At 65.4% G+C, this 18,204-nt stretch carries 17 protein-coding genes; 13 read left to right on the plus strand and 4 right to left on the minus strand.

Annotation, left to right across the window (positions count from 1 at the left end; genetic code table 11):
• Positions 1-12 precede the first annotated feature (12 nt).
• Positions 13-930: an ABC transporter substrate-binding protein gene (locus LWC34_RS25255; RefSeq protein ID WP_233727625.1), complete on the plus strand. Its 918-nt coding sequence runs from the start codon at positions 13-15 to the stop codon at positions 928-930.
• A 54-nt stretch (positions 931-984) separates the two neighbouring features.
• On the opposite strand, the gene LWC34_RS25260 is transcribed toward LWC34_RS25255, so the two are convergent.
• From LWC34_RS25260 to LWC34_RS25270, 3 genes are all read right to left on the minus strand, one after another.
• Complete coding sequence (locus LWC34_RS25260) at positions 985-1,764, minus strand: Rossmann-fold NAD(P)-binding domain-containing protein (protein WP_233727626.1); 780 nt, start codon at positions 1,762-1,764, stop codon at positions 985-987.
• Positions 1,765-1,797: 33 nt separating this feature from the next.
• Positions 1,798-2,739, minus strand: a complete 942-nt coding sequence (locus LWC34_RS25265; protein ID WP_233727627.1) for a S1 family peptidase — start codon at positions 2,737-2,739, stop codon at positions 1,798-1,800.
• Positions 2,740-2,972: 233 nt separating this feature from the next.
• Complete coding sequence (locus LWC34_RS25270; RefSeq protein WP_233727628.1) at positions 2,973-3,749, minus strand: IclR family transcriptional regulator; 777 nt, start codon at positions 3,747-3,749, stop codon at positions 2,973-2,975.
• A 54-nt stretch (positions 3,750-3,803) separates the two neighbouring features.
• Here LWC34_RS25270 and LWC34_RS25275 point away from each other — a divergent pair, with 54 nt between their 5' ends.
• The 8 genes from LWC34_RS25275 to LWC34_RS25310 all read left to right on the plus strand — a co-directional run bounded on the left by LWC34_RS25275 (position 3,804) and on the right by LWC34_RS25310 (position 13,246).
• Positions 3,804-4,283 carry a SigE family RNA polymerase sigma factor gene (locus tag LWC34_RS25275; protein WP_233727629.1) on the plus strand — a complete coding sequence of 160 codons (480 nt, stop codon included), beginning with the start codon at positions 3,804-3,806 and terminating at the stop codon, positions 4,281-4,283.
• Entirely contained in the window at positions 4,280-5,239 is a 960-nt protein-coding gene (locus LWC34_RS25280) for a hypothetical protein (protein WP_233727630.1), read from the plus strand. The genes LWC34_RS25275 and LWC34_RS25280 overlap by 4 nt, the downstream gene beginning before the upstream one ends.
• Before the next feature lie 126 nt (positions 5,240-5,365).
• On the plus strand, positions 5,366-6,871 hold the full coding sequence (gene hutH / locus LWC34_RS25285) for a histidine ammonia-lyase (protein ID WP_233727631.1): 1,506 nt from the start codon (positions 5,366-5,368) through the stop codon (positions 6,869-6,871).
• The gene (gene hutU, locus LWC34_RS25290; RefSeq protein ID WP_233727632.1) at positions 6,868-8,511 is read left to right on the plus strand and encodes a urocanate hydratase; all 1,644 of its coding nucleotides are present in this window, start codon (positions 6,868-6,870) and stop codon (positions 8,509-8,511) included. Before hutH ends, hutU begins: the two co-directional genes overlap by 4 nt.
• 7 nt (positions 8,512-8,518) lie before the next feature.
• Positions 8,519-9,724: an allantoate amidohydrolase gene (locus tag LWC34_RS25295; RefSeq protein WP_233727633.1), complete on the plus strand. Its 1,206-nt coding sequence runs from the start codon at positions 8,519-8,521 to the stop codon at positions 9,722-9,724.
• Positions 9,721-11,001 carry a formimidoylglutamate deiminase gene (locus LWC34_RS25300; RefSeq protein ID WP_233727634.1) on the plus strand — a complete coding sequence of 427 codons (1,281 nt, stop codon included), beginning with the start codon at positions 9,721-9,723 and terminating at the stop codon, positions 10,999-11,001. Before LWC34_RS25295 ends, LWC34_RS25300 begins: the two co-directional genes overlap by 4 nt.
• Positions 10,998-12,146: an imidazolonepropionase gene (hutI, locus tag LWC34_RS25305; protein WP_233727635.1), complete on the plus strand. Its 1,149-nt coding sequence runs from the start codon at positions 10,998-11,000 to the stop codon at positions 12,144-12,146. Before LWC34_RS25300 ends, hutI begins: the two co-directional genes overlap by 4 nt.
• A gap of 203 nt (positions 12,147-12,349) precedes the next feature.
• Complete coding sequence (locus tag LWC34_RS25310; RefSeq protein WP_233727636.1) at positions 12,350-13,246, plus strand: DUF559 domain-containing protein; 897 nt, start codon at positions 12,350-12,352, stop codon at positions 13,244-13,246.
• 156 nt (positions 13,247-13,402) lie between these two features.
• Here LWC34_RS25310 and LWC34_RS25315 read toward each other — a convergent pair whose 3' ends face one another.
• Positions 13,403-14,623: a chymotrypsin family serine protease gene (locus LWC34_RS25315; RefSeq protein ID WP_233727637.1), complete on the minus strand. Its 1,221-nt coding sequence runs from the start codon at positions 14,621-14,623 to the stop codon at positions 13,403-13,405.
• Positions 14,624-14,952: 329 nt separating this feature from the next.
• Here LWC34_RS25315 and LWC34_RS25320 point away from each other — a divergent pair, with 329 nt between their 5' ends.
• The 4 genes from LWC34_RS25320 (at position 14,953) to LWC34_RS25335 (ending at position 18,167) form a co-directional block, all read left to right on the plus strand.
• Positions 14,953-15,447, plus strand: coding sequence for a hypothetical protein (locus LWC34_RS25320; protein ID WP_233727638.1), 495 nt, complete (start codon positions 14,953-14,955; stop codon positions 15,445-15,447).
• Positions 15,448-15,474: 27 nt separating this feature from the next.
• A complete protein-coding gene (locus LWC34_RS25325) occupies positions 15,475-16,314 on the plus strand; it encodes a DUF4097 family beta strand repeat-containing protein (RefSeq protein ID WP_233727639.1) in 840 nt (279 codons plus the stop codon).
• 160 nt (positions 16,315-16,474) lie between these two features.
• Positions 16,475-17,425, plus strand: a complete 951-nt coding sequence (locus LWC34_RS25330; protein ID WP_233727640.1) for an ATP-binding cassette domain-containing protein — start codon at positions 16,475-16,477, stop codon at positions 17,423-17,425.
• Positions 17,397-18,167, plus strand: coding sequence for an ABC transporter permease (locus LWC34_RS25335; protein ID WP_233727641.1), 771 nt, complete (start codon positions 17,397-17,399; stop codon positions 18,165-18,167). Before LWC34_RS25330 ends, LWC34_RS25335 begins: the two co-directional genes overlap by 29 nt.
• Positions 18,168-18,204 lie beyond the last annotated feature (37 nt).

Consider the following 18,204-nt stretch of genomic DNA (forward strand, 5'->3'; position numbering starts at 1 on the left):
GAGAGAACAACGATGAAGCGCACACTCGCCGGGCTGGCGACCGTCGTGGCGGCGGCGCTCGCGCTCACTGCATGCGGCGGCTCATCAGACCCGCTGGCAGGCAACAACGCGACCGGCAACCCCGCGCCGACCGACACGATCATCGTGGGATCGGCCAACTTCGCCGAGAGCAGGCTGCTGGCGGAGATCTACGCACAGGCGCTGAGCGCCAAGGGCGTGAAGGTCGACAAGAAACTCGGCATCGGCAGCAGGGAAACGTACTTCCCCGGAATCCAGGACGGCTCGATCGACCTCGTGCCCGAGTACACCGGCGTCCTGTTGCAGTACCTGAACAAGCAGGCGACGGCGACCAGCTCGGACGAGGTCTACACCGAACTGAAGAAGGTCGTCCCACAGTCGCTGACCGTGCTGGACAAAGCCGCGGCCGAGGACAAGGACGCGGTCGTCATCACGAAGGAAACGGCGGCGAAGTACAACGCCAAGAGCATCGCCGATCTGACCGCGCACGCGGGCGAGATCACGTTCGGCGGGCCGCCGGAGTTCCAGCAGCGGCCCGACGGCATCCCGGGCCTGAAGGAGCGCTACGGCCTGAACTTCAAGGGCTACAAGTCTCTCGAGCCTGGCCCGATCACGACGAAAGCGTTGCTGGACGGCGACATCCAGGCCGCGGACATCTTCACGACCGACGCGTCCATTGAGGCCAACGGCTTCGTCGTGCTCGACGACCCGAAGAACAACTTCGCGGCACAGAACGTCATCCCGGTGATCAATACCGCGAAGGCGACCGACGTCGTGAAGACCACGTTGAACAAGATCTCGGCCAAACTGGACACGAAGGCTCTGCAGGATCTCAACACCAAGCTGGCGGCCCCGGACAAGCCGGACGCGTCCAAGGTCGCCCAGGACTGGCTGGCCTCAGCGGGAATCTAAACTCCCAGCTCAGGCCTCGTGAGTGGTTAGCCGTGTTAGAACACGGCTAACCACTCACGAGGTTGTGAAGTCGGCGATGTGGTCTTGGGCCCATTCGCGGAACGTCTTGGCGGGTGCGCCCGTCACTTCTTCCACAGTGGACGTGATCGGCTCCGGGTGCGCGGTCATCGCGGCCCACGCGCCCAATGCTTCATTGGCAACGGTCTCAGGCCACCCGGCCGCCAGCATCTCGGCTTGTGCCTCCTCGGCAGGTTGCTCCTCGAACCGCAATTCCCGCCTGATGACTTCGCCGATCACCTCGACCTGCGAAACCTGAGAAATCAACGAGGGACCGGACAGCACATACCGCGCGCCAACATGCTTGTCGGACAACAGAGCCTGGACGCCGACAGCGGCCATGTCGTACTCGTGGATCAATGGCCTTGCCATAGCGCCGAAAGGCGCGCGAACGACGCCGGTCGTCTTGATCTCCTCGGCCCATCCCAGTGCGTTTCTTGCGAATCCCGTCGGCTGCAGGAAAGTCCATTCCAGACCGGACGCCTCGATCTGCTTCTCGACGCCCAACGCCCAGTCCGGAGCGCCAGCTGACGACAGATACACGACCCGGCGGGCCGACGAAGCCGCGATCACGTCGATGATCGACTCAAAGCCTTCGGTGTGAAAGAACGGCCACACCAGGAAAACCGAGGACACGCCGTCCAGTGCCGCGCGGACGCTGGCGGCTGAGGTGATGTCCCCGCCGGTGCTGCGGGAGAAGCGCCGGACGGAGACCGAGAGCTGGGACACGACTTGGCCGCCGACTTGGCCGGTGGCCCCGGTCACGAGAATCGTCATGCCCCAACCGTGCAACCTCAACCGCGGTTCAAGTCAAGACACGGTCAGTGTGTACGTCGTTTTCAGCGCACCGCCAGTGATCGTGATCGGATACGTGCCACGCTGGAATGGCGCGATCACGGTCATCCGCGAAGTCCCGCCTGCGTGGACCGACTGCGGATTGAAGAACGGTTTGAACTGCACGCCGGTCGCGTCCAAAGTGACCGAGACACCCTCGACGCTCACGGTCGCGTTGAGAAATCCGCCCGGCGAAGCAGTTCCCGATGCAGGCGAAACCGTCAACTTGCCTTCGCCAGGCGGGTTGTTGTTGCCGATCTCAGCGGCCACCCAGTCGCCCATGTCGTTGGTCAGGCGCGCGTAGATGCTGTACCACTTGAAGTCGCTTCGGCTCCACGAAGCCAAACCGATGATTTTCCCGTCGACGATCAACGGACCGCCGCTGTCGCCAGGCAGGATTGTCACGCGCCCGTCGTTGTACCCGGCGCAAATCATTGTCGCGGCCTTGAATCCGGCGCCGACGCCTTGGCATTGCTGCGCCCCGTTGACGATCGGCAGCAACGCTTTGTCCAGGGTCACATCACGGGACGCGTCGTCGAAATCCTTCTTGCCGTAACCAAAGCCGAGCCCGTTCTTGCCTGGCGCTTCCAAACCAGCGTCCTTTGAGGTCGCGACGGTCGCGTACTTCCCGCCGCGCACAGGGATATCGTCGGCTGTGGTCACCACGGCCACGTCATAACCTTGATCGAAGTTCACGTACCGAGGGTGCTTTTTGTACTCGACAACCTGTGTGCGGAAACCGCCGCCAGCGTTGAGATCATCGAGTCCATAGAGGAACGACTTCTGACCAGCCGCATCAGCGCAGTGTGCGGCGATCACGATTTTCCGTGACGCGACAACGGATCCACTGCACGACTGGCCTTGCGGTCGTGATCCGCCTTCGCGCAGCCCGGCGATGATCGCCGGGAACTCGTCCACGGTCGCATCCTGTCCATTGTAGAAGATGCGCCCGCGTCCGACGAGCGCGGGATCACGTCACCTTCAAACGAGACAGCGGTTTCCGAGGCCTCGGCCGGACAGGCAAGGAAAGTGAGCGCGAGCAAGCCCACCAGGGTTCGTTTCACCGGATATCCTCTCGACGCAGGGTTCTTCCACTGTCGAGCGAACCGGTCACGCGAACAATCGGGGCAGTCATCCGTAGGGATACGGATCTAATTCTTCCCGCCGACCCGGATCGTCATCTCCTGCGCGACCTTCTGCACCTCAGCGGCCAGGTCCGGCCACGTCTCCCCGCATTCGGGCGAGCACGAATGCCGGAAGGTCGCGCTGATCGCCGCGATCGGCCGTCCACCATGGTCGAAAATCGGCGCGGCGACCGAAGCGAACCCAGCGGTCACGTACCCGTCCTCCACCGCCCAACCGCGTCGGCGCTCGGCGGTGAGCATCCGACGCAACGAAGGCAAGTCGCGCGGCCCACGGTCGGTCCGTGCCACAAAGCTGTCCTTCGACGGAAACAAGGCCCTGACCTGGGCGGCAGGCAAGAAAGCCAGTATCGCCCGGCCTGAGGCGGGCAGTTGAGCGGGCAGCCGGACACCGACCGAGGTCACGAGCGACTGCGGATGGGACGGCTGCTCGCGGACCACGTACAACGTCTCGGCGCCGTGCAGCACGCCCAAATGCCCGGTATGCCCGACACGGTCGGCGAACCGGCGCAACAATGGCCGCGCGAGTCGTTCGAGCGGGTCTTGGCGCAGGTAGGCCGAACCGACCTCGAAAGCCGTCACGCCAAGGCCGTACCTGCGTTCTTCCGGCAGGTGGGTGACGAACCCGGCCTCGGCGAGTTCAGCGAGCAGGTGATACGTGGTCGAACGAGGTAACCCCAGCTCACGGGCCACGGTCGCGGCCGACACGGGCCCTGGGCGCCCGGCGATCAGGCGCAGCACGGCAAGGCCGCGACGCAACGCGGGCACGTCCGAACTGGTCACCACAAATGTCACGCTAACCCGGCTCAACAAATCCGGTCAGCCGAGCATTGGAGGCGCGTGAACTTCGAAGAGTTCGTCAGCGCCCGGCTGGACGCGTTGCTGCGCTACGCCATGGCGCTGAGCTGCGACCCGCACCTGGCGCAGGACGTCGTGCAGGAGACGTTGCTGCGTGCCCAAGTGCGGTGGTCACGCATCAGCGCGCTGGATCACCCGGCTGCTTACGTGAAGAAAATGGTGACGAACGAGTACCTGTCGTGGCGCAGACGCAAGGCCAGACGGGACGTGGCCGTATCGCAGTTGGAGATCGTCAGCGAGACGACTGACCCGATCGCCAGCTACGACCTGCGCGACGCGATGCTCGCCCGAATCGCGCAGTTGCCACGCAAACAGCGGGCCGCCGTGGTCCTGCGCTACTACGAAGGCTGCGACGACCAGGAGATCGCCGAACTCCTTGGCTGCGGCGTGACCACGGTCCGAAGCCACATCTCCCGCGCGCTCGGCACGTTGCGCGTCGCCAACACGGAGCCAGTCGCATGAACGAGACCGAAGAACTGATCAAAGCCGCGCTGACCAAGCACGTCGAAGGCACTCCACACCCCGGCCCGATCCTGAACGCGTTGAGCACGCGCAGGCGCCGGGTCCGACCGACCCTGATCGCGATCATCGCCGCAGCCGCGGTCGCCGTGGGCATCGCGCTGCCGATCGCCATGCAGAAACCCGAAGCCTCGGCTCCGCCAGCGCACACACCGATGCCTGTCGAGCCAAGCAAGGGCATCAAGATGCGGTACGTCCTGCAGCCCCTGCCCGGGTTCACCGAGCGCAATCGCGCGGCGAGCCTGGATGGCAGCTACCAGGTCAGGACCTGGATGAAGGACATCTGTCCGCAAGGCAAGCACGGCCCGGAGTGCGTCGCCAGCCTGAGCCTGCTCATGTACACGGCCAAGCACCCTTACTTCGCTGACACGCCCCAGTCGCAAGGCGACAGCGTCGTCATCGGTGCGGGACAGGCCCGGGTGTGGGTGGATGCCCGGCAGACGATGGCCAAGCTGACTCTGCGGCCGGCTGGGCCGGACACAGTGCTGCATCTGAGCCTGTTCGATCCCGCGGGGGACACCAGGCGGAAAATCATCGAGCTGGCCCGCACGATCGGCGTGGACAACACCACGGCCGTACAGCCCGCTTTGTCATTCGGCTGGTTGCCCGCCGGGTTCACCAGAACCGTTGTGGGTGTCCGGGGCGGTTCGCCGTCGACTGCCGAGCCTGGGATCCAAGCGCAGCCTGACAATGCACGCGCGGGCGATGTGGAGGCCAGGATCGTGCCCAAGGCGGTGGACGAGCCAGGCAGCGGCATGCTCGCCGTGACCTTGCCCGATGGGCGCCAGGTGCAGATTCAGGCGTCCGGCAGCCCACGTATCCCGCTTGACCAGCTGCGCAGGATCGCCGAAAACCTGGCCGTCGAACCCGCGCCCGACCTTTCCTGGGTCGGCAAGTAAGCCCCTCGTGAGTGGTTATCAGGGTTAGAGCATGGATAACCACTCACGAGCAGAACGTCTGAGATACCAGACACCATCAGCGCTTACCAGGTCGTGCCAAAGCCGCCAGCGCGGTGTGATGGGCCAATGGCAGAACCGGTAGCCCTGGGTCTCACCCCGATCAGCCGCGCCGACGTGGTCGCGGTCGCTCGTGATGGCGTAGGCGTTCGTCTGACTGACGACGCCCTGCGCGCCGTGGCGCGGTCGCGCGAGCACATCGAACGACTGGCGTCCCGGCCTGAACCGACCTACGGCGTGTCCACCGGCTTCGGCGCGCTCGCGGTCCGCCACATCCCACCGGTACGGCGGACCGCGCTGCAGCACGCTGTCGTGCGGTCGCACGCGGCAGGCGCGGGTCCCGAAGTCGAGGCCGAAGTGGTCCGTGGCCTGATGTTGCTGCGGCTGCGCACGCTCGCGATGGGCCACAGTGGCGTCAAAACGTCCACAGTGGAAGCCCTCGCTGGCATGATCAACGCCGGGATCGTCCCGGTTGTCCAGGAATACGGCTCGCTCGGGTGTTCCGGCGACCTCGCGCCGCTTTCCTCGATCGCGCTCGCTCTCACCGGCGAAGGCGACGTGCGGGTGGACGGGGTACTGCGGCCCGCGGCCGATGCCTTGCGGGAAGCCGGGATCACACCGGTCAGTCTGGCCGAGAAAGAGGGCCTCGCGCTGATCAACGGCACCGACGGCATGCTCGGGATGCTGATCATGGCAAGCGCTGACCTGCGCAAGCTGATGAAGATCGCCGACCTGACCGCGGCGATGACCATCGAGGCCCTGCTCGGCACCGACCGGGTCTTCCAGGCCGAGTTGCACGCCCTGCGCCCGCACCCTGGCCAGGGCGAATCCGCCCGCCGGATGGCCGAGATCCTGGCCGACTCCGAGATCGTCGCCAGCCACCGCGGCCCGGACTGCACGCGAGTCCAGGACGCGTACTCGATGCGTTGCTCTCCGCAGGTGCACGGCGCCGCGCTGGACACCCTGACCCATGCTGAGCTCGTCGCGGACCGGGAACTTGCGTCCGCTGTGGACAATCCGGTCGTGCTGGCCGACGGCCGCGTCGAGTCCAACGGCAACTTCCACGGCGCGCCGATCGCCTACGTACTGGACTTCCTGGCTATTCCGGTCGCTGACGTGGCCAGCATGGCCGAGCGGCGCACCGACCGGATGCTCGACGTTTCCCGTTCGCACGGACTGCCCGCGTTCCTCGCCGACGACCCTGGCGTGGACTCCGGGCACATGATCGCCCACTACACGCAGGCCGCCGTGGTCGCCGAGCTCAAGCGGCTGGCGGTGCCCGCGTCGGTCGACTCGATCCCGACCAGTGCCATGCAAGAGGACCACGTCTCGATGGGCTGGGCGGCCGCGCGCAAGCTGCGCAAGGCGGTCGACGGCTTGACCACGGTCCTCGCGATCGAACTGCTCACCGCCGCACGCGCGCTCGACCTGCGTGCCCCACTCAAACCATCGACGGCGACCGCGGCCGCCGTCGCCGCGTTGCGTACACGTGTTCCCGGGCCAGGGCCGGACCGGCACCTCGCGCCCGAAATCGCCGCTGCCGAAGAACTGATCCGCTCTGGAGGCATCAAGTGACCATTCGGGCTGCCACCGGCACCACCCTGACCGCGAAGAGCTGGGCAACCGAGGCCCCGCTTCGCATGCTGCACAACAACCTCGACCCGGCCGTCGCCGAGCGCCCCGAGGATCTCGTGGTCTACGGCGGCACGGGCAAGGCCGCGCGCGACTGGCCGAGCTTCCACGCGATCACCCGTGAGCTGACCGAGCTCAACCAGGACGAGACGCTGCTGGTGCAGTCCGGGCGTCCGGTCGGCGTGCTGCGTACCCACGAATGGGCGCCGCGCGTGCTGATCGCCAACTCCAACCTGGTGCCGGACTGGGCCAGCTGGCCGGAGTTCCGCAGGCTGGAAGCCGCCGGACTGACCATGTACGGCCAGATGACCGCGGGTTCGTGGATCTACATCGGAACCCAGGGCATCCTGCAGGGCACGTACGAGACCTTCGCCGCGATCGCCAACAAGAGGTTCGGCGGCTCGCTGCGCGGCACCCTGACCGTCACCGCGGGACTCGGCGGCATGGGCGGCGCCCAGCCGTTGGCCGTGACCATGAACGACGGCGTCGCGCTGGTCATCGAGGTCGACCCGCACCGCGCGCAACGGCGACTTGAGACGCGGTACCTGGACGAGCTCGCGTCCGATTTGGACCGTGCGATCGCGCGGGTCGAAGCCGCGAAGCGGGAAGGACGGGCACTTTCCGTCGGTGTGGTAGGAAATGCCGCCGAGATCCTGCCGGAACTGCTTCGTCGCGGGGTCGAGGTCGACATCGTCACCGACCAGACGTCCGCGCACGATCCCTTGATGTACCTGCCAAAGGGCGTAGCGCTTGAGGACTGGTCGGATTACGCGGCCAAGAAGCCGGACGAGTTCACCGACCGCGCACGCGACTCGATGGCCGAGCACGTCGACGCCATGCTTGGCTTCCTCGACAAGGGCGCCGAGGTGTTCGACTACGGCAACTCCCTGCGTGGCGAGGCCAAACTCGGTGGCTGCGAACGGGCTTTCGACTTCCCCGGCTTCGTGCCCGCGTACATCCGACCGCTGTTCTGCGAGGGCAAGGGTCCGTTCCGCTGGGCGGCACTGTCCGGCGACCCCAAGGACATCGCTGCTACTGACCAGGCGATCCTGGAGTTGTTCCCGGAGAACGAGTCGCTGGCCAGATGGATCAAGATGGCTCAGGAACGTGTTGAGTTCCAAGGCCTTCCCGCCCGGATCTGCTGGCTCGGTTACGGCGAACGGCACCTCGCCGGCCTGCGCTTCAACGAAATGGTGGCCAGCGGGGAATTGTCCGCGCCGGTCGTGATCGGCCGTGACCACCTCGACTGTGGTTCGGTGGCTTCGCCTTACCGCGAGACCGAGGCAATGGCTGACGGCTCGGACGCAATTGCCGACTGGCCGCTGCTCAACGCCATGGTGAACACCGCGTCCGGTGCGACGTGGGTGTCCATTCACCACGGTGGCGGCGTCGGCATCGGCCGGTCCATCCACGCCGGACAGGTGACTGTCGCAGATGGAACGGACCTGTCCGCGCAGAAGATCGAGCGCGTGCTGACCAATGATCCCGGGATGGGCGTACTACGCCATGTGGACGCTGGATACGACCGTGCGGGGGAAATTGCCCAATCACGGGGTGTGCATATTCCGATGACCCGGGCATGATCTTGCTATGAGCACGGCGACCGAGCTGCTGACCGCCATCAAAGACGTCGGGACTGACCCGGCGCGCGGCGGGTATTCCCGGCACGGCTTCGACACCTCGGAGCTGGAATTACGGGAGTGGTTCACCGCCGAAGCGGGCAAACGCGGCCTTGAGGTCGAAGTCGACCGGAACGGCAACATCTGGGCCTGGTGGGGCACACCAGGCCCAGACGCCCTGGTCACCGGCAGCCACCTGGATTCCGTGCCCGGTGGCGGCGCCTTCGACGGCCCGCTCGGCGTCGTGTCCAGTCTCGCCGCGGTGGACGTGTTGCAGGCCAAGGGTTTCCAGCCGTCACGGCCGCTCGCGCTGATGGTGTTCGCTGAGGAGGAGGGCGGCCGCTTCGGCGTGCCATGCCTCGGTTCCCGGCTGCTCAGCGGTGCGACTCCCGCTGACGTCGCGTTGAATCTGAAAGACAATGCCGGAAACACGTTCGCGGACGCCGTGAAGGCCGCCGGGCTCGATCCTTCCCGGATCGGTAAAGACTCCGAGGCGTTGTCCCGGATCGGGCGCTTTGTCGAACTGCACGTCGAACAGGGCCGTGCGCTGATCGATCTGGACGCGCCAGTCGCCGTGGCCACGTCCATCCTCGCGCACGGTCGCTGGCGGTTCCGGTTCACCGGCGAGGGCAACCACGCTGGCGCCACTCCGATGGGCATCCGGCGTGACCCGATGCTCCCAGCGTCCCAGCTGATCCTTTCCGCACGGTGGGCCGCGTCCAGTGTGGACGGAGCACGGGCCACGGTCGGCCGCATTGTGCCCACACCTGGTGGTACGAACGTGATCGCCTCGGCGGTGGATGTCTGGCTCGACGCGCGCGCTCCCAACGACGGCCGGACGCGATCGGTCGTCGAGCGGATCACCGCGGCCGCCACGCAGGCAGCCCGAGACGAGGGCTGCGAGCTGACCGTGACCGAAGAGTCCTATGGGGACACCGTCCACTTTGATGCTTCGTTGCGGGACGAGCTTTCCGAGATCCTTGGCACAGTGCCCGCGCTGCCGACTGGCGCCGGTCATGACGCCGGGATTCTGGCTGCTCATGTGCCGACCGCGATGTTGTTCGTGCGTAACCCGACTGGCATCAGTCACGCGCCAGAGGAACATGCCGAGCCCGACGACTGTGAGGCGGGTGTCGAAGCGCTCGCGAAGGTTCTCGAGAAGCTAGCTGCCGAATGAGATATTGGTGTGAGCACGCCTGGCTGGACTCGTCAGGCGTGCGTTCCAGCGTTGTTGTCGACGTCGCCGACGGCAGGATCACTGCTGTCGTGCCCGATTCGCCGTGCCCGCCCGACGCGCACCGGCTCACTGGCTTGGTGCTGCCGGGTTTCGCGAACGCGCATTCGCACGCTTTCCATCGCGCATTGCGCGGCCGTACACACGCGGACGGCGGTACATTTTGGACCTGGCGCACCGGCATGTATTCACTGGCTTCGAAGCTCGATCCGGACAGCTATCTGAAGCTGGCGACGGCCGTGTACGCCGAGATGGCGTTGGCCGGGGTGACATGTGTCGGCGAGTTCCACTATGTACACCACGCGCCCGGCGGATCCCGCTACGCCGATCCTAATGCGATGTCCGAGGCGTTGCGGGAAGCGGCTTCGCTGGCCGGAATCCGCGTGACGCTGCTGGACACGTGTTATCTGGCAGGCGGAATCGACCAGCCGCTTGATCCTTCGCAGCTGCGCTTTTCGGATGGCTCAGTGGATGCTTGGACGTCTCGGGTTTCCTCGTTGCGGTCCGACTCGACGTTGCTTGCGGGCGCTGCGATCCACTCGGTCCGTGCGGTGCCGCGATCGTCCTTGTCTGCTTTGGTTTCCGCGTGGCCTACTGGCCCGCTGCATGTGCATTTGTCTGAGCAGCCAGCGGAGAACGAAGCGTGTCTTTCGGCTTACGGTCTGAGTCCAACCGAGTTGCTGGCGGAGGCTGGCGCGCTGTCACCGCGTACGACCGCAGTTCACGCGACGCATTTGTCCACCAAGGACATCTCGCTGCTTGGATCTTCAGGGACCGGCGCGTGCTTCTGCCCGACGACAGAGGCTGACCTGGCCGACGGGATCGGGCCAGCGCGTGAACTCGTTGACGCGGGTTCACCGTTGTCGCTCGGCAGCGACCAGCACGCGGTGATCGATCCTTTGCTGGAAGCCCGTGCCCTGGAACACGGCGAACGGCTGCGTACGGGTCAGCGCGGCCGGTTCACGCCCGCGGAGCTGTTCTCGGCGCTGACGGCACACGCCAGCCTCGGCTGGCAACCGGGATTCGCCGACCTGGTGGCGATCTCGTTGGACACCCCGCGAACCGCGGGGTGCCTGCCCGAGCAGGCGATGCTCGTGGCGACCGGGGCAGACGTGCATACGGTCATCGCCAGTGGCAAGGTGATAGTCGAGGACGGGCACCATCGCGTCGGCGACGTCGGTCGGCTGCTGGCCGCGGCGATTGAGGAGTTGTGGCGATGAGTTTGCTGCTCACCGGTATCGGCGAGCTGACCACGAACGACGACGAACTGGGCACACTGCACGACGCGGCGTTGGTGATCGACGGTGACTCGGTGGTCTGGACAGGCCCGGCATCCTCAGCACCCGCGGCCGACGACGCGGTGGACCTGGAAGGCCGCGCGGTCCTGCCCGGCTGGGTCGACAGCCACACCCACCTGGTCTTCGCAGGAGACAGGACAACAGAATTCGCTGCCCGAATGGCCGGACAAGCCTACCGTGCGGGCGGAATCGCCGTTACGGTCGGCGCAACCCGTTCGGCATCAGACGAAGAACTGACCGCGGTGATCCGTAAGCACGTCGCCGAAGCCGTGTCCCAGGGCACGACGTACATCGAGACCAAGACCGGCTACGGCCTCGATGTCCCGAACGAACTGCGTTCCGCGGTTTTGGCCTCGTCCGAAGTGGACGAAGTCACGTTCCTCGGCGCACACCTGGTGCCGCAGGGCTGGGACGCGGATTCCTATGTGGACCTTGTCTGCGGCGAAATGCTTGCCGCAGTCGCGCCCCACGTCCGGTGGATTGACGTCTTCTGCGAAACCGGAGCATTCGATGGCCAGCAGTCACGCGCGGTGTTGCAGGCAGGCGCGAAACACGGCCTCGGCCTTCGTGTCCACGGCAACCAACTCGACTATGGCCCGGGCGTGCGTCTTGCCGTCGAGCTGAATGCCGCTTCGGTCGACCATTGCACGTACCTCACAAAGTCCGATGTGGACGACCTTGCCAGCTCGGAAACCGTGGCGACCTTGTTGCCCGCTTGCGACCTGTCGACCCGCCAACCCTTGCCAGACGCGCAATCCCTGCTGAACGCTGGCGCCACAGTTGCCTTGGCCTCGAACTGCAACCCGGGCTCCTCGTACACAACCTCAATGGCCTTTTGTGTCGCCATCGCCGTACTCCAGATGCGAATGAGCGTCTCCGAAGCCGTCCGCGCAGCCACCTGGGGCGGCGCCCGAGCCCTACGCCGCGAGCACGAGATCGGCATCCTCCGCCAAGGCGCCCGCGCGGACATCCACGTCCTCGACGCCCCCTCAATCACCCACCTCGCCTACCGCCCAGGCGTCCCCCTAACCCACGCCGTATGGCGCAAAGGAACTCGCGCCCGCTAAAACACCGTGTCCACCGTTCCTGAAGAGTGTGTCCACCGTTCCGACACACCGTGTCCACCGTTCCGGCACACCGAAATGCACGTTGCTGAACAGTCAAATCCACACCGCGCGATTCCGGCGAGTTGTCCACAGGTGAGGAGTTGTCCACAGCCTGGCGCCGGGCAGTCTGGCCACGGTGACACCTGACCGGCCACCGTGGCCGTATGCACATCAACAGCGGTCTGCACGGCGCCCACCTCAAGCACGTACTGGTTGAGGCGTTCGGTGTGTACGAGATCCGGGCGAAGCTCAACAACGGGTTTTTCGTTCACTTCAGCAAGGAAGTACTGGTCGAACGGCATCGGGCGGCTGATTTCCTGACTCGCGCCGCCGCCGCCATCCTGCACGCTGGCCCGCCAGCTGCCCTGAGCAGCCATACCTCGGCGCGTCTCTACGGTTGCGAGGCAGCCGATGACGCCCCCATCCACGTTTTGCTCCCGTACAGACGTCGGCTGCGTTCTCGCGAAGGTATGGCCGTGCACCACAGTGGAATGGCAGCGTGGCGGGTTGAGACAGTGCACGGACTGCCAGTTCTGGCCCTCGAGTATTCGCTGGCTGAGATGCTGTGCCGGGCGCGACCCGCTGGCGCGTTCGCCTGTCTTGAGCAAGCGCTTGCGATGCAGAAGGACGAAGCTCGTGAGCGGTTCCGGGATCTGGTGGCGGAATGCGTCCTGGCCAGACTCGACAAACGCGGATATCGGCGCGCCAAGATGCTCCTTGAGCTCGCGACCGGCTTGACCGAGTCGCCGGCGGAGGGCTGGTTGCTGGTGCAGCTGGCGGACGCTGGCATCCCTGAGCCAGTGCCGCAGTTCGCCGTCGTCGGAATAGACGGGCGTGAACGGTATCGACTGGACTTCGCGTGGCCGGACTTGCGCGTCGCACTGGAATACGACGGGTATGCGGCCCATGAGGGGCGGGAGTCGCGCGATCTGGAGCGGGAGCAGGACCTTGTTCGGCGTGGCTGGATCGTGGTTCGCGCGACGGTTGCTGACCTGAAGGACCCCATCAGGCTCATCGCGGAGATTCGGCAGGCGTTCCTCCGTCGACGCGTCGCGGTCTAGGGATTTCGGTGTGCGGCAACGTGTATTTCGGTGTGCCGGAATGGTGGACACGGTGTTCTGGAACGGTGGACACAGGCTTCAGGAACGGTGGACACGGGTGGGAGGGGTGCGCGCCCGCTGAGTGAGGGGCCTCAGCGGGCGCGCTTGTTTGGGTGGTTAGCTGATTTCGTAGGTCAGGTCCGAGTAGAACGCGGTCAATGGGCTTGCCCATGAGGTTCCGTTGGCGACGTTGCAGCCGGTGTTGCTGCGGCTGTGCAGGGCTGTGGCGTAGCGGTTTCCGCTTGCTGCCAGCCAGTACCAGCCGCCGCCGCTGTCTCCGCCGCAGGCGTCGTAGCCGGAGATCCGGACCATGCCGCGGGTTCCCGCGTCACTTGTGCTTGTGACTGTGGCGCAGGGGTTTCCGGCTCGGGCCGGGTTGGTGTAGCTGGCCGACAGGCAGGCGACGTCGTTGACCAGGAAGAACGACTTGCCCTTCACCGGGGAGGTGTTCGACCCTGCTCCGATGTAGATTCGGCCGCTGTTCACGTTGCCGTAGAACGCGTTCGTGGACACGATTCGGGTCACGTCCGAGACGCCTGAGTCGATCCGGCCGCTCACCGAGCCGACGCCACGGATGACGGCCGTGCCGTTGGACCAGTTCTCGCCGATGCCGGTGCTGCAGTGGCCCGCGGTGAGGGTGATCCGCTGGTTGGCTGAGTTGCGTGCGGTGTAACCGATCGAACACCAGTGCTGGCCTGTGCCGTTGCGCATGATCAGGCCTGCGGCGAGGAAGTCGTCGCAGTTCGCACGGTCGGTGCAGGCGTCGGCTTCGACGGCCGGGTTCTGGTTGTTCGTGACGGCGACACCGGCTTGGCTCAGCTCTGCTCGCCGGGCAGCAGCAGGGACAGCGGCCACAACCTGGTTGTTCTGCACGTCCACGCCGATGTTGCCCGCGGCTGCTTTAGCGAGCGCGGAGGTGCCGGTGCGCAGTGCCTCGGCTTCGGCGTTGAGCTGGTCGAAGCTGCGGGCCACTAATGGGGTGTCGACCTTCACGCCCTTGCTCGCGCCGATCGCGGCGAGGGACTTTCCGGTCGACGCCAAGGTCACGGCCAGGTGGTAGGTCGCCGTGTAGGGGTCGAACCAGCCACCGCCGAACGACTTCCACTGTCTGCTGACCTCGGCCTTGAGGTCCTCACCGGCCGACTGGGCCTGCGCCGCGGCGCGTGCCTTGGCTGGTGACAGGTCAGGGTGGGACTTCAGATAGGCCTGCGCGATCGTCGCGACGGCATCGGTGCCCGAGTCGTACGCCACCTTCGCCGGCGCCGCGGTCGCAGGCGCGGCGAGTACTCCGAGAATGGAAATACCTGCCACTGCCAGAACAGCGTTTTTTCGGAACATAAATCCTCCCTTTGAAAAAAGGCATGACAACAACACCGACGTATGTCGGAATTTCGGTGCTTTTCGAACCGGTCATCACCGTGCTTCAACGACGCGGATCGCGACGGTACGGCGATTGCTCGATGAATGTCAACGCGCTACCGGGCATAATGCAAACGGCTGCAATCAGGTATTTTCCCCTCGCCCGATCGGGCGGCCCGAAGGCGCGGCGGTGGCATCACGTGGCATCACGCGTGGCACCACGAATTTCGATGCCCTGACCTGTGAAAACTCTGAGTGGCATCAGTTTGGGGTTGCAGTGGTGCCATCGTGGTGCCATGGTTAGCGCCATGGACCTCACCCCATACGTCGAGAACCTCCGAGCCGAGCTGGCCGTCGCTGCCGAAGCTGGCGGCGAGGAGGCAAAGGCACTGGCTGAGCGGCTCACCGCGCCGCTGGACTCGGCAGTGCGGTTGACCCTGCTGAGCGCCCTCTCGGCGGCCGCGGAGGAGATCACCCGCGATCTCGCTCCCGGTTCGGTTGACGTCCGGCTGCGCGGGATGGACCCCACTTTCGTCGTGGTGCCACCGGTGACACCAGGCCCCGCCGAGCCGGAGCCCGCGCCGGTGATGGCGCCACTCGCGGACGAGGCGGCCACCGCGCGGATCAACTTCCGGCTCCCTGACCAGCTCAAACAACGAGTCGAGCAGGCGGCCAACCGGGACGGCGTGTCGATCAACACCTGGCTCGTGCGCGCCGTCGCGGCCATGGTCGACGGCGATGGTGCCACCAAGAAACGTGGCGGAACCTGGGAAGGACAATCCTTCTCCGGCTGGGTCCGCTGATCAATCACCCCGAAAGGAAATGCTGTCATGACTGTTTTCCAGACCCCGGAACCGATCTTCGTCACGCTCGATCTCGCTGTCGGCGAAGCGCGGATCTTCGCCAGCGATCGCGTTGACACTGTTGTGGACGTCCGGCCACGGGATGATTCCAGTAGTAACGACCGGAAGGCGGCCGAAAAAACAATCGTCGAGTATTCCGACGGCAAGCTGGTCGTCAAAACACCGAAATGGCCGATGGTCGGCAAGGGCGGCACGCTCGACATCACGATCGAGCTGCCCGCCGGCAGCAGGCTCAGGGCCGACGGGCAGGTGGCCGAGCTCTACGCCGAGGGCCGGCTCGGCGACGTGCACTACGAGACCGATCACGGCGGCGTCAAGTTCGAGCAGACCGGAGTGCTGACGGTGACCAGCGGGCACGGCAAGGTGGTCGTCGGTCAGGTCACCGGACACGCCGAGCTGCGCACCGGGTCCGGCGACGTGAAGGTCGGCCGGGTGGACGGCACCGCGAACGTCAAGAACAGCAACGGCCGGATCAGCATCGGCGAGGTCTCCGGCGAGCTGAAGGTGACGTCGGCCAACGGTGAGGTCGAGGTCGAGTCGGCCGCGGCTGGCTTGACCGTGAAGAACTCGCACGGTGACATCCGGATCGGCGAGGTCGTCCGTGGCACGGTTTCGCTGACCACCAACCACGGCGGCGTGGAATTCGGCGTACGCGAAGGAACCGCGGCCTGGCTGGAGCTCAAGACCAAGCACGGCACGGTTCGCAACAACCTTGAGACGACCGAGGCGCCGGGGAACACCGAAGAGACCGTGGAAGTTCGTGTCCACACGGGATTCGGCAACATCAAGGTGCACCGCGCGGCCTGAGTATGGGCACGCATGATCCCTCGAACCAGGCAGTGACTCTCGGCATGGCCTGTGGTGCCTGAATCGAGCTTGTGGCTGCAGCCTATTTAATCTTTTCTTTCTCATTCTCTGAATTCATGCCGGGGCGGAGCTATGCCCTTCATCAGCCAAGGAAGGAACCATGACGCTTGCGATCAATGTGGCGGGACTGCGGAAGTCCTACGGCGACAAGGTGGTGCTTGACGGCATCGACCTCACAGTCGCCGAAGGAACGATCTTCTCCCTGCTCGGCCCGAACGGCGCCGGCAAGACCACCACCGTGCAGATCCTGTCCACCCTGCTGACCGCGGACGACGGCAAAGTCGTTGTGGCAGGCCATGATCTAGCCGCTAACCCGAGCGGCGTGCGCGGTTCGATCGGAGTGACGGGTCAGTTCTCCGCAGTGGACAACATGCTCACCGGCGAGGAAAACCTGCTGCTGATGGCAGATCTGCACCACCTGTCCAAAGCAGAGGGACGCACGCGTGCTGCGGAACTGTTGGCACAGTTCGATCTGGTCGACGCGGCCAGCAAAACACCGATGACCTACTCCGGTGGCATGCGCCGCAGGCTCGACCTGGCGATGACCTTGGTCGGCAACCCGAGGATCATCTTCCTCGACGAGCCGACCACCGGGCTGGACCCCCGCAGCCGCCGCACGATGTGGGACATCATTCGCCAGCTGGTCAAGGACGGCGTGACGATTTTCCTTACGACACAATACCTGGAGGAAGCCGATCAACTCGCGGACCGAATCGCGGTGTTGAACGGCGGCAAGCTGGTCGCCGAAGGCACCGCGGACCAACTCAAGCGGCTGATCCCCGGCGGTCACGTCCGACTGCAGTTCGCGGACATCCCACGCCTCAACCACGCCGCGCATGTGCTGGGCGGAACCCGTGACGACGACGCGCTGACGCTGAGCGTGCCGTCCGACGGCGGAGTCCAATCCCTACGGTCTCTTTTGGACCAGCTGGCCATCGATCTGGTCGAGGTCGACAGCCTGTCGGTGCACCTGCCAGACCTTGACGATGTGTTCTTCGCCATGACCGCAAAGGAAACCGCCGATGAGCACACTGGCACTCGCGGTGCGTGACTCGAGCTCCATGCTGCGCCGCGACTTCACGCACTCCAAACGCAACCTGATGATGACCATCAGCGGAATCGCGACGCCGGTGTTCATGATGCTGCTGTTCGCCGGGGTGTTCGGCGGCGCGATAGGGCCACAAGGAATCGACTACATCGACTTCTTAGCCCCAGGAATCATCATCATGTCGGCAGGCACCGGCTCGGCGGCGACAGCCGTAAAAGTCTGCCAGGACATGGCGGAAGGAATCATCGACCGCTTCCGGACGATGGACATCGCCCGTTCGTCCGTCCTGATCGGACAGGTGGTCGGCAGTGTGATCAGGACAGTGCTGAGCGCGGTGCTCGTCGTCGGAGTGGCGCTGTTGCTTGGCTTCAGTCCGACGGCCAGTGTCGGTGAATGGCTGGCGGTGCTGGGCATCTACGTCCTGCTGACATTCGCTCTCACCTGGCTGGCCGTCGCATTCGGACTCAAGGCGGCCACACCGGCTGGCGCCAACAGCCTGACGCTGATCGTGCAGTTCCTGCCGTTCATCAGCAGCGCGTTCGTCAACCCGGCGACGATGTCCGCGCCAGTCCGCTGGTTCGCCGAGAACCAGCCGTTCAACCCGGCCATCGAAACCATCCGCGGCCTGCTCACCGGCGGCCCGATCGGCAACAACGCCTTGATCGCGGTCATCTGGGCGGTCGTGATCAGTGCCGTCGGCTACCTCTGGGCCCGCAAGCTCTACAACCGTCCCAAAGCCAAATAGAAGCTGGGGTACGAGCACCTCACTGTCCACACCGGAC

The sequence above is a fragment of the Kibdelosporangium philippinense genome (genome assembly GCF_021390435.2).
Taxonomy (GTDB): domain Bacteria; phylum Actinomycetota; class Actinomycetes; order Mycobacteriales; family Pseudonocardiaceae; genus Kibdelosporangium; species Kibdelosporangium philippinense.

Bases quoted from the DNA above. Each gene is read 5' to 3' on its own strand.
- LWC34_RS25255 (WP_233727625.1), top strand. From the start codon at position 13: ATGAAGCGCACACTCGCCGGGCTGGCGACCGTCGTGGCGGCGGCGCTC.
- LWC34_RS25260 (WP_233727626.1), bottom strand. From the start codon at position 1,764: ATGACGATTCTCGTGACCGGGGCCACCGGCCAAGTCGGCGGCCAAGTC.
- LWC34_RS25280 (WP_233727630.1), top strand. From the start codon at position 4,280: ATGAACGAGACCGAAGAACTGATCAAAGCCGCGCTGACCAAGCACGTC.
- hutH (WP_233727631.1), top strand. From the start codon at position 5,366: ATGGCAGAACCGGTAGCCCTGGGTCTCACCCCGATCAGCCGCGCCGAC.
- LWC34_RS25295 (WP_233727633.1), top strand. From the start codon at position 8,519: ATGAGCACGGCGACCGAGCTGCTGACCGCCATCAAAGACGTCGGGACT.
- LWC34_RS25300 (WP_233727634.1), top strand. From the start codon at position 9,721: ATGAGATATTGGTGTGAGCACGCCTGGCTGGACTCGTCAGGCGTGCGT.
- hutI (WP_233727635.1), top strand. From the start codon at position 10,998: ATGAGTTTGCTGCTCACCGGTATCGGCGAGCTGACCACGAACGACGAC.
- LWC34_RS25310 (WP_233727636.1), top strand. From the start codon at position 12,350: ATGCACATCAACAGCGGTCTGCACGGCGCCCACCTCAAGCACGTACTG.
- LWC34_RS25315 (WP_233727637.1), bottom strand. From the start codon at position 14,623: ATGTTCCGAAAAAACGCTGTTCTGGCAGTGGCAGGTATTTCCATTCTC.
- LWC34_RS25320 (WP_233727638.1), top strand. From the start codon at position 14,953: ATGGACCTCACCCCATACGTCGAGAACCTCCGAGCCGAGCTGGCCGTC.
- LWC34_RS25325 (WP_233727639.1), top strand. From the start codon at position 15,475: ATGACTGTTTTCCAGACCCCGGAACCGATCTTCGTCACGCTCGATCTC.
- LWC34_RS25330 (WP_233727640.1), top strand. From the start codon at position 16,475: ATGACGCTTGCGATCAATGTGGCGGGACTGCGGAAGTCCTACGGCGAC.
- LWC34_RS25335 (WP_233727641.1), top strand. From the start codon at position 17,397: ATGAGCACACTGGCACTCGCGGTGCGTGACTCGAGCTCCATGCTGCGC.